Origin of the sequence: Streptomyces sp. NPDC096079, assembly GCF_040303145.1 — a bacterium.
Classification (GTDB): Bacteria; Actinomycetota; Actinomycetes; order Streptomycetales; family Streptomycetaceae; genus Streptomyces.
This window is the reverse complement of the sequence record NZ_JBEOST010000002.1, coordinates 722,941-738,209: the sequence shown is the minus strand read 5'-3', so window position 1 is coordinate 738,209 and position 15,269 is coordinate 722,941. Positions and strand designations below refer to the sequence as shown.

Below are 15,269 nucleotides of genomic sequence, written 5' to 3'. Positions count from 1 at the left end.
CCCGCCCCGCGCGCTGCCCGGGCCGCCGCCGGCGGCCGGGGCCGCCCCCCCCCCCCCCCGGGGCCCCCCCCCCCGGGGCCCGGGCGCCCCCCCCCCCCCCCCCCCGCGGCAGGGGGATCGTCACACCGCCCACCAGACGGTGGTGTCGGCGGGCAGTTCCGCTTCGTCGTCGACGACGCGGACGTCCTCGTTGGAGAGGATGTACCGGCCGGGCAGCGGGACGGAGATGGCCCGGCCGGTGGTGTTGGCGGTGCAGACGAAGCCGTCGCGGCGGAAGGAGAGCACACCCTCGGGCGCCTCCAGCCACTCGACGGACTCGCCCGCACCGAGTTCGGGGCGCTCGCGGCGGACGGCGAGCGCGCTGCGGTACAGCTCCAGGGTGGAGCCGGGGTCGCCGGTCTGCGCCTCGACGCTCAGCTCGGCCCAGGTCGCGGGCTGCGGCAGCCAGGAACCGCCGTCGCCGAAGCCGTACGAGGAGCCCTCGGCGGTCCACGGGATCGGCACCCGGCAGCCGTCGCGGAAGCCGTCCTGGCCGCTGGCCCGCCAGAAGGACGGGTCCTGGCGGACCTCGTCGGGCAGGTCGGTGACGTCCGGCAGGCCGAGCTCCTCGCCCTGGTAGACGTACGCGGAGCCGGGCAGGGCCAGCATGAGGAGGGTCGCGGCGCGGGCGCGGCGCAGGCCGAGCTCGCGGTCGCCGGCCTCGCGGAGCTGGGTGCCGAGGCCCGCCGGGTTGGCGAAGCGGGTGGCGTGCCGGGTGACGTCGTGGTTGGAGAGCACCCAGGTGGTGGGGGCGCCGACCGGGCGCATCGCGTCGAGGGAGGCGTCGATCACGGTGCGGAGCTCGGCGGCGTCCCAGTGGGTGCCCAGGTACTGGAAGTTGAAGGCCTGGTGCATCTCGTCGGGGCGCACGTAGTTCGCGGTGCGGTCGACGGTCGGGGTCCAGGCCTCGGCGACGAGGATGCGCTGACCGTCGTACTCGGCGAGGATCTGCCGCCAGGAGCGGTAGATCTCGTGGACGCCGTCCTGGTCGAAGAAGGGCATGACGTCGTTGCCGAGCAGCTTCAGCTGGTCGTGGGCGCCGATGTCGGGCAGGCCCGCGGCCTTGACCAGGCCGTGGGCGACGTCGACGCGGAAGCCGTCGACGCCCATGTCGAGCCAGAAGCGCAGGATGGAGCGGAACTCGTCGCGGACGGCGGGGTGTTCCCAGTTGAAGTCGGGCTGCTCCGGGGCGAAGAGGTGGAGGTACCAGTCGCCGGGAGTGCCGTCCGGGTTCTCCGTGCGGGTCCAGGCCGGGCCGCCGAAGATGGACTCCCAGTCGTTGGGCGGCAGTTCGCCGTTCGCGCCCTGGCCGGGGCGGAAGTGGTAGCGCTCGCGGAGCACCGAGCCGGGGCCCTCGCGCAGGGCGCGCTGGAACCACTCGTGCTGGTCGGAGGAGTGGTTGGGGACCAGGTCGACGATGATGCGCAGGCCGAGACCGTGGGCCTCGCGGATCAGCGCGTCGGCGTCGAGCAGCGAGCCGAACATGGGGTCGATGGCCCGGTAGTCGGCGACGTCGTAGCCGGCGTCGGCCTGCGGCGAGGCGTAGAACGGCGAGAGCCAGACGGCGTCGACGCCGAGCTCCTTGAGGTACGGCAGCCGGCTGCGGACGCCCTCCAGGTCACCCATGCCGTCGCCGTTTCCGTCGGCGAACGAGCGCGGGTAGACCTGGTAGATCACCGCGTCTCTCCACCAGCCCGTGTGCGTGCCGGTGGTCGGGGCGGCGGCGGGGATGGCGAGGTGCTGGGTCATGTCTTCCTTGGGTCGTAAGGACATGGGGAGGGGTGCGGTTCAGCCCTTGACGGCACCGGCGGACATGCCGGTGACCAGGTGCCGCTGGGCGAAGAGGAACACCAGGGCGGCGGGGACGGCGATGAGGACGGAGGCCGCGGCCATCGGGCCCCACTGCGCGCCGTACTGGTTGACGAACTTCTGCAGTCCGCCGGCGAGCGTGAGGTTCTCGTCGCCGACCATGAAGGCGGAGGCGTAGGCGACCTCGCCCCAGGCGGTGATGAAGGAGTAGAACGCGGTGACCGCGATGCCCGGCTTGGCGAGCGGCAGGATGAGCCGCCAGAAGGTGCCGAAGGGCGTGAGGCCGTCGACGTAGCCGGACTCGTCGATCTCGCGCGGGATGGTGTCGAAGAAGCCCTTCATCATCCACGCGCAGAACGGGACGGCGATGGTCAGGTACGTGATGACCAGGCCGGCCGGCTGGTTGAGCAGGCCCATCGACGCCATGATGTTGTAGATCGGCACGATCAGGACGGCGACCGGGAACATCTGCGTGATGAGCAGGGTCCACATCAGGCCGCGCTTGCCGGGGAACCGGAAGCGGCTGACGGCGTAGCCCGTGGTGGCGGAGATGAAGACGCCGACGACGGTGGTGAGACCGGCGACGAGCAGCGAGTTGCCGAACCAGGTGAGGAACGGGGTGTCGTTCAGCAGGTTCGTGTAGTTCTCGAACGTCGTCTCTTTGAAGAAGTCCGTGGTGGTCGCGAACTTCGCCGGCTTCAGCGAGGTCAGCAGCACCCACAGCACCGGGAAGACGGCGATCACGGACGTCACGATCAGGGTGAGGTGCAGGCCGATCGAGGCGAGCGGTGAGCGGCGGCCCCGGATCGGGGTGTTCGCGGTCTGGGGGGCGGGGGTCGTGGTGGTCACCAGACTTCTCCCTGCTTGCGGAGGACGCGCCGGTAGAACGCGGCGAAGACCATCAGGAGGACCAGGATGAGCACGCCCCACGTCGAGGACTGGGCGAAGTCGCGCGGGCTGATCTCGAAGGAGAACTTGTAGGCCTGGGTGACGAGGATCTGGGTGGCCTCGCCGGGCCCGCCCCGGGTGAGCAGGAAGATCACCGGGAACATGTTGAAGGTCCAGATGGTCGAGAGCAGGATCACCGTCGTCGACACCGAGCGCAGCCCGGGCAGGGTGATGTGCCGGAAGCGCTGCCAGGCGTTCGCGCCGTCCATCTCCGCGGCCTCGTACAGCTCGCCGGGGATGGACTGGAGTCCGCCGAGGAGGGCGACCATCATGAACGGCACGCCGAGCCAGACGTTGGTCGCGATGACCGAGAGCTTGGCCCAGGTGGGGTCGTTGAGCCACGGGACGGCGTCGATGCCGCCGCCCGCGAGGATCTGGTTGAGGATGCCGCGGCGCTCGTCGTAGAGGAAGCGCCAGGCGAAGACGGAGACGAAGCCGGGGACGGCCCAGGGCAGGATCAGCAGCATCCGGTAGACGGAGCGGCCGGCGATCCTGCGGTTCAGGATGTTGGCGAGGCCGAGGCCGAGGCCGAAGGTCAGCGCCACGCAGGACACGGTCCAGACGACGGTCCAGCCGAGGGTTCCGAGGAACTGGCTCCCGGTGATGGCGTCCTTGTAGTTGTCCAGGCCGATGAACTCGTAGGTGGCGGGGATCTCGTTGACGCCGATCGACCGGGCGACGTTCCGTTCGTTGGCGTCGGTGAACGACAGATAGACACCGCGGACCAGCGGATAACCGATGATCACGCCGATGACGGCCACCACGGGGGCGACCATCGCCCAGGCGTACCAGTAGGTGGAGAGGGAGCGCTTCGCCGCGCGGTGCGACGTACCAGTTCCGCGGCTCCGGCCGCGGGCGACGGTGTCGCCCGCGGCCTTCGCCACCGACTGGCTGGGGGTGTCCACAGCCATGGGCCGGCCTGCCTTCTCTCTTACTTCCAGTCCTTCAGGAGCTTGCGGTAGGAGTCACCGATCGCCTTGGCTCCGGCGTCCGGGGTCGTCTGGCCGGTGAGGACCTTGGTGTACTCGACCTTGATCGGCTCGAAGAGGCTGCCGCCCTCCGGGATCCAGGGGCGCTCGACGGCCTTGGCGACGACCGGCTTGAAGAAGGAGATCATCTCGTTGGTCGCGACGTCCGACTTGATGTAGACGGACTCGCGGGTCGGGAGCAGGCTGAGCTCCTTGGCGATCCGCGTCTGGGTCTCGACCGAGGTCATGTACTCGGTGAAGGCGTAGGAGGCGTCCAGGTTCTTGGAGCCCGCGTAGACCGCGAGGTTGTGGCCGCCCTGCGGGGCGCCCTGGCCCGCCGAGCCGGCCGGGACCGGGGCGATGCCCAGGTTGGCCTTGTCGGCGAACTCCTTGCCCGCGTAGGTGTCGGTCACGGCCCACGGGCCGTTGATCATCATGGCGACCTTGCCGTCCTTGAAGGCCGCCTGCATGTTGTCCCAGCCGTTGGTGGCGTCGGTGATCGCCGCCTTCGAGTCGACCAGGTCCTTCACCGTGGCGAGCGCCTTGACGCCCTCGGGCTTGTCGATCGTGACGGTCTTCTTCTCGGCGTCGACCATGTCGCCGCCCTCGCCGTACAGGAAGGAGAGGAACCAGTACGGGTCGTCGCCGCGCAGGTACAGGCCGGTCTTGCCGGTCTTCTGCTTGATCTTGGCGGAGACGGACTTGAGCTCGGCGATGCTCTTGGGGACCTCGACGCCGGCGTCCTTGAAGATCTTCTTGTTGTAGAAGATGCCCATGGAGTCGATGACCTGCGGCACGGCGTAGGTCTTGCCGTTGTACTTCGTGGAGGCGGCGGCCTGCTCCAGGAAGTCGTCCTGGTCCTTGAGGGCGGAGGTGCCGTCCAGCGGGGCGAGGTAGCCGAGGCTGGCGAAGTCGGGGGTCCAGGCGACCTCGGAGCGGATGACGTCGGGGGCGCCGGAGCCGGACTGGGCGGCGTTCTTGAACTTGTTCTGCGCCTCACCGAACGGCACGTTCACGTACTTGACGGTGACCTTCGGGTGCGCCTTGGTGAACTCCTCGGCGATCTTCTTGAAGACCTTGTCCTCGGAGCCGACCGTGGAGGTGTCCCACCAGGTCACGGTGCCGGAGAGCTCGCCCGAACCCTTCGAACCGCCGTTGGAACCGCTGTCGCTGCCGCCGCACGCCGCCAGGGTCACGCCCAGGGCCGCGACCAGCGCGGTAGCCGCTATGCCACGCCGCATGTGAACTCCTTCGATGATCCCGGGGGTGACGAGGGGCTGGAACCTTCCTCATGCGACCGCTCCCTCGCGGCGCTCCGGGTTGCCAGGAACGTAACAGGGATGAAAACGCGCCGAAAGAGCTTGCGAGAACTTTCTGCAAGACCCGGCGATCGTTACATCCGCGTGTCCCGAAGGTTGCCGAAGGATCGCTTGACAGGGGCGGACGATCCCCCTTTCCGGCCCGAATGCCCCCACAAGGCGCCCGCAAGGACTGCAAGAGCTTGCGGAAGGAGCGTGCCGTGACCGTCCGTGCAGGAGCGGTGGGCAATACGCCCCGTGACCGGTACAGTCCACCTTCATGACCGCGCGGCTCTCAGACATCGCAGCCCAGGCGGGGGTCAGTGAGGCCACAGTCAGCCGCGTGCTCAACGGCAAGCCGGGCGTGGCCGCCGCCACCCGCGAGTCCGTCCTTGCCGCGCTCGACGTGCTCGGCTACGAGCGGCCCGTGCGTCTGCGCCAGCGCAGCGCGGGGCTCGTCGGCCTCATCACCCCCGAGCTGGACAACCCGATCTTCCCCGCCCTCGCCCAGGTCATCGGGCAGGCCCTGACCCGGCAGGGGTACACCCCGGTCCTCGCCACCCAGACCCCCGGCGGGTCCACCGAGGACGAGCTCACCGACATGCTGGTGGAGCGCGGCGTCGCCGGCATCATCTTCGTGTCCGGTCTGCACGCCGACACCACCGCCGACATGACGCGCTACGACCAGCTGCGCGGCAAGGGCGTCCCGTACGTCCTCCTCAACGGCTTCTCCCCCAAGGTCCAGGCGCCGTTCGTCTCGCCCGACGACCGGGCGGCGATGCGGCTCGCCGTGACGCACCTGGCCGCGCTCGGCCACACCCGGATCGGGCTCGCCGTCGGGCCCAAGCGCTTCGTGCCGGTGCTGCGCAAGATAGAGGGCTTCCAGCAGGGCATGCGGGAGCGGCTCGGCCTGTCCCCCGAGGAGTCCGAGGCGCTGATCCAGCACTCGCTCTACACGCTGGAGGGCGGGCAGGCGGCGGCGGGCGCGCTGATCTCCCGGGGCTGCACGGCCGTCGTCTGCGCGAGCGACATGATGGCGCTCGGTGCGATCCGCGCGGCCCGGCAGCAGGGTCTCGACGTCCCCCGGGACGTCTCCGTCGTCGGTTTCGACGACTCTCCGCTCATAGCGTTCACCGATCCGCCGCTCACGACCATCCGGCAGCCGGTGCAGGCGATGGGCCAGGCCGCGGTGCGGGCGCTCCTGGAGGAGGTGGGGGGCACCCCCGCCCCGCACTCCGAGTTCGTCTTCATGCCTGAGCTGGTGGTTCGTGGTTCGACCGCATCCGCCCCGACGTCCGTCCGGACTCCTTCCTGAGGTGGACCGGGTGCACCCGGAACCCGACCGAGGGATGATCGGTCGGGGGGACGGGATCTGGCAGACTCTTGCGCTATGGGTGAAACGACCGTGAAGAGCTTGGACAGCCGGACGACCCCGTCGTCGTCACCCATCGTGACCGACGAGGGCAGGTTCGCGCGGCTGCGCGCGCGCACGCCCCGGCGCCCCACGATCTGGTTCGAGATCCTGCTCATCGCGGTCAGCTACTGGACGTACTCGCTGATCCGCAACGCGGTGCCGGAGCAGAAGGCCGAGGCGCTCAAGAACGCCGACTGGATCTGGAAGACCGAGGAGTCCCTCGGTCTCGCCTTCGAGCACGCCGTCAACCATGCCGTGAACTCGGTGACATGGCTGATCGTGTCGATGAACTACTACTACGCCACGCTGCACTTCGTCGTGACGATCGGTGTGCTCGTGTGGCTGTACCGGTGGCATCCGGGCCGTTACGCGGCGTTCCGTACCGTTCTGTTCGCCACCACCGGTGTGGCCCTGGTCGGTTACTACCTGTACCCGCTCGCGCCGCCGCGGCTCATGAACGGCCAGAACTTCATCGACACGGTGCTGGTCCACCACACCTGGGGCTCGATGGCCTCGGGGAACCTCAAGCACGTGTCGAACCAGTACGCGGCCATGCCGTCGATGCACATCGGCTGGTCGCTCTGGTGCGGCGTCACCATCTTCCTGCTGGCCAAGGCGCCCTGGGCGAAGATCCTGGGCCTGCTGTACCCGACGGCGACCCTCGTCGTCATCGTGGCCACCGCCAACCACTTCTGGATGGACGCGGTCGGCGGCGTGATCTGCCTGTCCTTCGGCTTCGCCGTCTCCTACTTCTGGTACGGCTCGCGCCCGCACCGGCTGCCGAAGCTGGTGGAGCCCACGGCGTCCACCCCGCGGCGGAGCGGCCCGCCCCCGGTGAAGGGGACGGACCGCGCGCCGGAGGACGCGGAGGAGCAGGTCGGCTCCGGCCGCTGACGCACCCGCTCCTCGGCCCCGGTACGCGATCCGGGCGCCCTCGCCGCGTACGTGATCCGGGCGCCCTCGCCGCGTACGCGATCCGAGCGCCCTCAGCCGCGGTACGTGATCCGGCCGCCCTCGGCCCCGGTACGTGATCCGGCCGCCCTCAGCCCCGGTACGTGATCCGGCCGCCCTCAGCCCCGGTACGTGATCCGGCCGCCCGCGACCGTCAGCCGGACCGGGGCCTCGGCGACCTCGTCCGCCGGGGCCTCCACGGGGTCCACGGCGAAGGCGGTGAGGTCGGCCCGGTATCCCGGGGCGATCCGGCCCGCGACCGCCTCCTCCCCCGCGGCGACCGCCGCGTGCGTGGTCATCCCCTCCAGGGCCATCAGACCGGTGAGCCCGTGCCGGGCGGCGGCCGCGCCGCGCGGGGCCCGCGCGGTGGCGAGGACCTGCCGCGCGTCGTGATGGGCGATGGGCCAGTCGGAGCCGAGGGCGAGGTGCGCCCCGGCGTCCCGCAGGTCGCGGCAGCGCCAGGCGCGGGCGGCCCGCTCCTCGCCCAGCCGCTTGGACCACTCGTCGGTGTGGTCGGCGCGGGTGTACGCGGTGTGCGGGGGCTGCATCGAGGCGACGACGCCGAGCGCGGCGAAGCGGCCCAGCTGGTCGTCGGGGACGGTCTCGATGTGCTCGATCCGGTGGCGGGGGCCGCCCGCGCCGAGGGCTTCCACGGTGTCGAGGACGTGGCGCACGGCGGCGTCGCCGATGGCGTGGGTGGCGGTGCCGACCCCGGCCCGGTGGAGGTGGCGCACGGCGGCGGAGTAGGCGGCCGGGTCGGGCCAGAAGGCGTCGGTGCCCTGGCCGTGGCAGTCGGCGTGCTCCAGCCAGGCGGTGCCGCCCTCGACGGTGCCGTCCATGAAGAACTTCACGCCGCCGACCGCCCAGAGGCGTCCGGCCCGCTCCTGGAGCCGTACGAAGGCGTCGAGCTCCTCGGCGGTGGCGCCGGGCATGCACCAGGGGGCGAGACGGAGGCGGACCGGCAGGTCGCCGTCCTCCTCGATGCCGGCGAGCAGGCCGGGGACGTCGTGGCCGCCGAGGTCCATGACGTGGGCGGCGGTGAGGCCGGTGGCGGCCATGGCCCCGAGCAGCCCGACGAGCCGGGCGCGGCGCTCGGCGTACGGCTGCGTGGGCAGGACCGGGGTCATCAGGTCCATGGCGGCGTGCTCGACGAGGTGTCCGGTGGGCCGGCCGTCGGGGTCGCAGACGATCTCGGAGTGCTGGGCGAAGGAGCGCGGTCCCTCGATGCCGGCGGCCCTGAGGGCGGCGGAGCTGACGAGGGCGGAGTGACCGTCGTAGAGCCGCAGGTGGGCGGGAGCGCCGTCGAGGGCGTCCTCGATCAGGTCGTGGTGCACGGGGCGGCCGCCGAAGACGTTGTGGTCGAGGCCGAAGCCGAGGACCCAGCCGTCGCGGCGCTCGGCGGCGCGGAGCGCGGCACGCAGGCCTTCGAGGTCGGTGACGGCGGAGAGGTCGGTGCCGGTGAACATCTCCAGGCCCCAGACGGGGTGGCTGTGGGCGTCGGTGAGGCCGGGGGTGAGGGTGGCGCCGGCCAGGTCGACGGTCTCGGTGCCGGGTCCGGTCCAGGTGTGGGCCTCGGCGTCGGTGCCGAGGGCGGTGATCAGTCCGCCATGGACGGCGACGGCCGTGGCGCCGGTGAGCTCGGGGTCGCGGACGCGGGCGTTGACGAGGACGAGGTCGGGTGCGGACATGCGGGGTCTCCGGGGTCGGTCGGTTCGGCGGCGAAGCGGGCGTAGGTCTCGGGGCGGGTGCGGCGGAGCCGGTACGCGAGGAGCAGCCCGAGGAGGAAGACGGCGGGGGTGAGGGAGACGAGCACGGTGTTGACCGTGGTGGAGGCACCGGTGAAGAGGTCGACGTGCGCGGTGACCAGGCCGATCGCCCCGGCGAGCAGGAGGAAGGCGGCGACGGGGGCGACGACGGTGCGCAGGACGCCCTCGGTGTGGTCGATCCGCCGGAAGAAGCAGGGCACGGCGAGCGCGGCGAGCAGCTGGAGGACCATCAGGCCGATCATGCCGGGGGTGTTCACCCAGAGCAGGAGCTGCTGGTACGGGTCGGCTCCGGCGAGTGCGAAGGCGAGGACCACGAGGGCGCCGAGCGCGGTCTGGGCGGCTCCGGCCACGTACGGGGAGCGGTGGCGGGGGTGGATCCTGCCGAAGGCCTTCGGCAGGACGCCTTCGTCGGCGAGGGAGAGCGTGTACCGGTTGATGGCGTTGTGGAAGGCGAGGAGGGAGGCGAGGACGCTGGTGACGATGAGCACGTGCATCAGGTCGGCGGCCCAGGCTCCGACGTACGTGGTGATGGCGGCGAAGAACAGGCCGCCGGGGTCGGCTGCGGCGGCCTGGACGACCTTGTCCTCGCCGAAGGCCTGGATGACGGTCCAGACGACGAAGGCGTAGAAGAGGCCGAGGAAGGCGACCGCGATGTAGGTGGCGCGGGGGATGGTGCGCTCGGGGTTCCTCGCCTCGCGCCGGTAGATGACGGTGGACTCGAAGCCGGTGAAGGCGGCGAACGCGAAGGCGAGGACGGCGGCCGTGCCGCCGGTGAGGACGTGCGCGGGGGCGAGGCCGCCGAGGGAGAGGCCGTCGGCACCGCCGTCGAGGAGGACGCCTGCGGCGAGGAGGACGAGGATGCCGGTCTCGGCGACGAGGAGGACGCCGAGGACCTTGGCGCCGAAGTCGATGGAGCGATAGCCGCCGTACCAGATGACCAGGAGTCCGGCGAGGGAGACGGGCAGCCAGGGGACGTCGTGGCCGAGGGCGGCGGCGGTGTCGGAGGTGGCGGAGCCGAGGAGTCCGTAGACGCCGATCTCCATGCCGTTGTAGCCGAGCATGGCGACGAGGGCGGCGGCGATGCCGACCGGCTTGCCGAGGCCGCGGGTGATGTACGCGTAGAAGGCGCCGGCGCTGCGGACGTGGCGGCTCATGGTGGTGAAGCCGACGGCGAAGACGGTGAGGGTGAGGCCGGCGAGGAGGTAGCCGACGGGTGCGCCGATGCCGCCGAGGAGGATCGCGACCGGGGCGACGCCGGCCATGACGGTGAGGGGGGCGGCGGCGGAGACGACGAAGAAGGAGACGTCGGCGGTGGTGAGGGTGCCGGTTCTCAGGCCTGGGGGCTCGTCGGGGGTGGGTGAGGACATGGCGGGGGAAGCCTTTCCGCGACAGGAAACCTAAAGGCTTTCGGTTTGCGCAATGTAGCCTCGTGCTCGACCGTTCGGGAAGACCTGACGAGCATCTGAACAGGGAGTGACGATTCATGGGCCGGCCGCGCAGACCCCTCCTCGACCGGGAGCGGATCACCACCACGGCGCTCGAGATCGTCGACGAGCAGGGCGAGTTCAGCGTCCCGCAGATCGCCCGGCGGCTCGGCGTGCAGACGGCCTCCGTCTACCACCACGTCGACGGCAGGGACGGCATCGTCGAGTTGCTGCGCGAGCGGGTCGCCGGCGCGATCGACGGCGCGACCCTCGACCACGAGCCCTGGGACACCGCCATGGCGGCCTGGGCGCGGTCCTACCGGGCCGCCTTCGCCGCCCATCCGCGCGCGATCGCGCTGCTGACCACCTCACCGGTGCGGGCGCCCAAGGTCCTCGCCCAGTACGAGAAGGCGGTCGGCCGCCTGCTCGACGCCGGCTTCGCCCTGACGGACGTCATGCCCGTCGTCATCGCCCTGGAGAACATCGTCCTCGGCTCGGCCCTCGACATGGCCGCCCCCGAGGCGATGTGGGACGTCACCGACGAGACGGCCACCCCGCGGCTGGCCCGCGCCCTCGGCGCGGCCCCGGACGGCCGCGGCGACCGGGCCTTCGAGCTGGCCCTCGCCGGCTACCTGGACCGCGTGCGGAACATGCTGAACACCCCGTAGGGGCCTATGCTTTTCCTGTACGGCGCGTCCCAGGGGGAGTTCCACGTCACGGGACGGAGACGACGATGCTGTTCCGGAGATGGGCGGCTGCCGTCCTGACCGCCTCGGCCCTGCTGGTGTTCGGCGCTCCCGCGGCGCCCGCCGCGCCCGGGCCGGGTCTGCTGGTCGTGGAGTACCGGCCCGCACAGACCCAGGAGGACGCGGCCGAGCAGGAGTTCCTCCAGGACAACGAGGTCCTGGAGAGCGCCGCCGCCCATGTGAACGACCTGGTCGGACTCCCCGGGAACATCCCCCTGGTGGGCGTGAGCTGCGACGAGGCCAACGCCGCGTGGGATCCCGAGACCCAGAGCATCTACTTCTGCTACGGATACGCCGGATTGTTCCGGAGCGTCTTCGCGGAACAGAACACCGACGGCAGCCCGGCCGAACAGGCCCGCGCCACCGACGACGACGTCATCGGCTTCTCCAACAGCACCGTCTTCCACGAGTTCGCGCACGCCCTGATCGACGTCTACGACCTGCCCGTGACCGGCCGGGAGGAGGACGCGGCGGACCAGCTGTCGGCCCTCCTGCTCTCGGAGGACTCGCTCCATCAGGGATACGCGGTGAGCGCCATCGAGGCGTGGGCGGCCCTCGCCCAGGCCACGGAGCAGGGCGACATCAGCGCCCAGCTCGCCGACGAGCACTCCCTCAGCTCGCAGCGCTTCTACAACACGACCTGCTGGCTGTACGGCTCCGACCCGGAGCTCTACCGGTCCGTGGTCCTCACCGAGGACAACCCCGGCGGCTTCCTCCCGGCGGACCGCGCCGCCCGCTGCCCCGCCGAGTACCAGCAGATGCTGAAGGCGTGGGGCACCCTGCTCGCCCCGTACCTCAAGCAGCAGTAGCCCTCGGGCCTCACGCCCCGTAGAACAGCTCCTCGACGACGGCCCTCGCCCGGCGGGTGATCCGGCGGTAGTCGTCGACCATCTCGCCGACGTGCCCCGGCTCGTACCCCAAGTACCGTGCGACCGCGGCGAGTTCACGCGGGTCCGAGGGGAAGGTGTCGCCGGGGCGGCCGCGCACCAGCATCACCGCGTTGCGCACCCGGGTGGCGAGCACCCAGGCCTCGTCGAGGGTCTGCGCCTCCTCGGTCGGGATCAGCCCCGCCGCGTGCGCGGCGCCCAGCGCCTCGCGGGTCCGGGTCGTGCGCAGGCCCGGCTCGGCCCAGCCGTGCCGCATCTGCAGCAGCTGGACCGTCCACTCGACGTCGCTGAGACCGCCCCGGCCCAGCTTGGCGTGGAGGGTCGGGTCGGCGCCGCGCGGCAGCCGCTCGGACTCCATCCGGGCCTTGAGGCGCCGGATCTCGCGGACCGCGTCCTCGCCGAGCCCCTCCACCGGGTAGCGCAGCGGGTCGACGAGCTCGATGAACCGCTCGCCCAGCTCCCGGTCGCCCGCCATGGGTTCGGCGCGCAGCAGCGCCTGGCTCTCCCAGACGAGCGACCAGCGACGGTAGTAGGCCTCGTACGACTTGAGGGTGCGCACCAGCGGGCCGCTCTTGCCCTCCGGGCGCAGATCGGCGTCGATCAGCAACGGCGGGTCGGCGGTGGGCAGTTGGAGGAGCCTGCGCATCTCGGCGACCACCCGGTTCGCGGCCTTGGCCGCCTCCTGCTCGTCGACGCCCTCGCGCGGCTCGTGCACGAACAGCACGTCGGCGTCGGAGCCGTACCCCAGCTCGTGGCCGCCGAAGCGCCCCATGCCGATCACCGTGAACCGGGTCGGCAGCTCGTCGCCCCACTCGGCGCGCACGGCGGCCCGCAGGGCGCCGGCGATCGTCGCCGCGTTGAGGTCGGTGACGGCCTCCCCCACCCGGTCGACGAGCGCGCCCGGATCGGGCTCGCGGGGGTTGTCCTCGGTGCCGTACGAGCCGATCAGGTCGGCCGCGGCGGTACGGAACAGCTCCCTGCGGCGCACCCCGCGGGCCGCCGCGACCGCCTGCTCGGCGTCGTCGGCCCGGCCCACCGCCGCGAGGACCTCCTGCTCCAGATGGTCCCGGCCGCGCGGCCCCAGGCCCTCCGGGTCGCCGAGGATCGCGACGGCCTCCGGGGCGCGCAGCAGCAGGTCGGGGGCGAGCCGCCCGGCGGAGAGGACCCGGGCGAGGTTCTCCGCGGCGGCGCCCTCGTCCCGGAGCAGCCGCAGGTACCAGGGGGTCTTGCCCAGCGCGTCGGAGACCTTGCGGAAGCCGAGGAGTCCGGCGTCCGGGTCGGCCGAGTCGGCGAACCAGCCGAGCAGCACCGGGAGCAGCGTCCGCTGGATCGCGGCCTTGCGGCTCACCCCGGAGGCCAGTGCCTCCAGGTGGCGCAGGGCGGCGGCCGGGTCCGCGTACCCGAGGGCTTCGAGCCGCTGCCCGGCGGCCTTCGTGCTGAGCCGGATCTCGCCGGGGGCGAGCTGGGCGAAGGCGTCGAGCAGCGGCCGGTAGAAGAGCTTCTCGTGCAGCCGCCGCACGACGGCCGCGTGCCGCTTCCACTCCTTGTTGAGCTCGGCGACCGGGTCGGTGCGCAGCCCGAGGGAGCGGCCGAGGCGGCGCAGGTCGGCCTCGTCCTCGGGGACCAGGTGGGTGCGGCGCAGCCGGTACAGCTGGATGCGGTGCTCCATGGCCCGCAGGAAGCGGTACGCCTCGTCGAGCTGGGAGGCGTCGGCCCGGCCGACGTAGCCGCCGGCGGCGAGGGCGGCGAGCGCGTCGAGGGTGGTGCCGCTGTGCAGCGTGGCGTCGCTGCGGCCGTGCACCAGCTGGAGGAGCTGGACGGCGAACTCGACGTCCCTGAGGCCGCCGGGGCCGAGCTTGAGTTCGCGCTCGACCTGGGCGACGGGGATGTTGTCGACGACGCGGCGGCGCATCTTCTGCACGTCGGGGACGAAGTTCTCGCGCTCGGCGGCCTGCCAGACGAGCGGGGAGACGGCGTCGATGTACTGGGCGCCCAGCTCGGGGTCGCCGGCCACCGCGCGCGCCTTCAGGAGCGCCTGGAACTCCCAGGTCTTCGCCCACCGCTGGTAGTAGGCCAGGTGGGAGGAGAGGGTGCGGACGAGGGGGCCGTTGCGGCCCTCGGGGCGGAGGTTGGCGTCGACCGGCCAGATGGTGCCCTCGACGGTGGTCTCCGAGCAGATCCGCATCAGATGGGAGGCGAGCCGGGTCGCGGCCTGGATCGCCTTGCCCTCGTCGGCGCCCTCCGTGGGCTCACCGACGAAGATCACGTCCACGTCGGAGACGTAGTTGAGCTCGTGGCCGCCGCACTTGCCCATCGCGATCACCGCGAGCCGGCACATGGCGGCGTCGGCGGGCGCCGCCGTACGGGCGATGGCGAGCGCGGCGCGCAGGGTCGCCGTCGCCAGGTCGGCGAGCTCGGCGGCGGTCTGGGCGAGGTCGGCGGTGCCGCACACGTCACGGGCCGCTATGGCCAGGAGGCAGCGGCGGTAGGCGACCCGCAGCGACACCGGGTCGACGGCCTCGGCGAGCCCCTGCTCGAACTCGGCGACCCCCGGGTGCAGGTCGGCCGCCTCGTACTGGACGAGGGACTCCCAGTCGCGGGGGTGCCGGGCCAGGTGGTCGGCGAGCGCCTCGGAGGAGCCGAGCACCCCCAGCAGCCGGTCCCGGAACGGCTTCGCGGAGAGCAGCGTGGTGGTGAGGGTCCCCCGCTCGGTCTCGGGCTGCGCCTCGACGAGCCGGACCAGGCCGCGCAGCGCGAGGTCGGGGTCGGGGGTCGCGCCGAGGGCGTCGAGGAGGACGTCGTCGCCGCGCAGCGCGGACAGCTCGGGCACGTCCAGGAGCCGCTCGGCCCCCGAGGGGTCGGTGAACCCGTGCCGCAGCAGACGTGAGAACGTGCTGCTCCTGCGTCCCGGCACCGTCATTCCGCCGCTCCCTCCGAGCAGGTCAGCCCCAAGGGGTCGAGCCTATCGGGAGCGGGGGCCGGGGGCTTCCCCGCCCGCCGATGCGCCGCGTCACACGTG

Annotated in this window: 11 protein-coding genes; 4 read left to right on the top strand and 7 right to left on the bottom strand. The window is 71.9% G+C overall.

Going from position 1 to position 15,269, the window contains the following annotated elements; genetic code table 11:
* Nucleotides 1–120: 120 nt before the first annotated feature.
* From ABTY59_RS07315 to ABTY59_RS07300, 4 genes are read right to left on the bottom strand one after another with little or no spacing between them, the layout of a single operon-like run.
* On the bottom strand, nt 121–1,788 hold the full coding sequence (locus ABTY59_RS07315; protein WP_352017909.1) for a glycoside hydrolase family 13 protein: 1,668 nt from the start codon (nt 1,786–1,788) through the stop codon (nt 121–123).
* A 39-nt stretch (nt 1,789–1,827) separates the two neighbouring features.
* Nucleotides 1,828–2,697, bottom strand: a complete 870-nt coding sequence (locus tag ABTY59_RS07310) for a sugar ABC transporter permease (protein ID WP_469536011.1) — start codon at nt 2,695–2,697, stop codon at nt 1,828–1,830.
* Nucleotides 2,694–3,707: a carbohydrate ABC transporter permease gene (locus ABTY59_RS07305; protein ID WP_352017908.1), complete on the bottom strand. Its 1,014-nt coding sequence runs from the start codon at nt 3,705–3,707 to the stop codon at nt 2,694–2,696. Before ABTY59_RS07305 ends, ABTY59_RS07310 begins: the two co-directional genes overlap by 4 nt.
* A gap of 20 nt (nt 3,708–3,727) precedes the next feature.
* Nucleotides 3,728–5,005: an extracellular solute-binding protein gene (locus ABTY59_RS07300; RefSeq protein ID WP_352017907.1), complete on the bottom strand. Its 1,278-nt coding sequence runs from the start codon at nt 5,003–5,005 to the stop codon at nt 3,728–3,730.
* 337 nt (nt 5,006–5,342) lie between these two features.
* On the opposite strand from ABTY59_RS07300, the gene ABTY59_RS07295 reads away from it, so the two are divergent.
* The gene (locus tag ABTY59_RS07295; protein ID WP_352017906.1) at nt 5,343–6,377 is read left to right on the top strand and encodes a LacI family DNA-binding transcriptional regulator; all 1,035 of its coding nucleotides are present in this window, start codon (nt 5,343–5,345) and stop codon (nt 6,375–6,377) included.
* Between the two features lie 75 nt (nt 6,378–6,452).
* Complete coding sequence (locus ABTY59_RS07290) at nt 6,453–7,370, top strand: phosphatase PAP2 family protein (protein ID WP_352017905.1); 918 nt, start codon at nt 6,453–6,455, stop codon at nt 7,368–7,370.
* A 176-nt stretch (nt 7,371–7,546) separates the two neighbouring features.
* On the opposite strand, the gene ABTY59_RS07285 is transcribed toward ABTY59_RS07290, so the two are convergent.
* A complete protein-coding gene (locus tag ABTY59_RS07285) occupies nt 7,547–9,115 on the bottom strand; it encodes an amidohydrolase (RefSeq protein ID WP_352017904.1) in 1,569 nt (522 codons plus the stop codon).
* A complete protein-coding gene (locus tag ABTY59_RS07280; protein WP_352017903.1) occupies nt 9,025–10,560 on the bottom strand; it encodes an APC family permease in 1,536 nt (511 codons plus the stop codon). Before ABTY59_RS07280 ends, ABTY59_RS07285 begins: the two co-directional genes overlap by 91 nt.
* 116 nt (nt 10,561–10,676) lie before the next feature.
* Here ABTY59_RS07280 and ABTY59_RS07275 point away from each other — a divergent pair, with 116 nt between their 5' ends.
* Together ABTY59_RS07275 and ABTY59_RS07270 are read left to right on the top strand one after the other, a co-directional pair.
* Nucleotides 10,677–11,285 carry a TetR/AcrR family transcriptional regulator gene (locus ABTY59_RS07275; protein WP_352017902.1) on the top strand — a complete coding sequence of 203 codons (609 nt, stop codon included), beginning with the start codon at nt 10,677–10,679 and terminating at the stop codon, nt 11,283–11,285.
* A gap of 65 nt (nt 11,286–11,350) precedes the next feature.
* Nucleotides 11,351–12,172 (top strand): DUF4344 domain-containing metallopeptidase, encoded by an 822-nt coding sequence (locus ABTY59_RS07270; RefSeq protein ID WP_352017901.1) that lies wholly within the window; start codon nt 11,351–11,353, stop codon nt 12,170–12,172.
* Between the two features lie 10 nt (nt 12,173–12,182).
* Here ABTY59_RS07270 and ABTY59_RS07265 read toward each other — a convergent pair whose 3' ends face one another.
* Nucleotides 12,183–15,170: a bifunctional [glutamine synthetase] adenylyltransferase/[glutamine synthetase]-adenylyl-L-tyrosine phosphorylase gene (locus tag ABTY59_RS07265; RefSeq protein ID WP_352017900.1), complete on the bottom strand. Its 2,988-nt coding sequence runs from the start codon at nt 15,168–15,170 to the stop codon at nt 12,183–12,185.
* Nucleotides 15,171–15,269 lie beyond the last annotated feature (99 nt).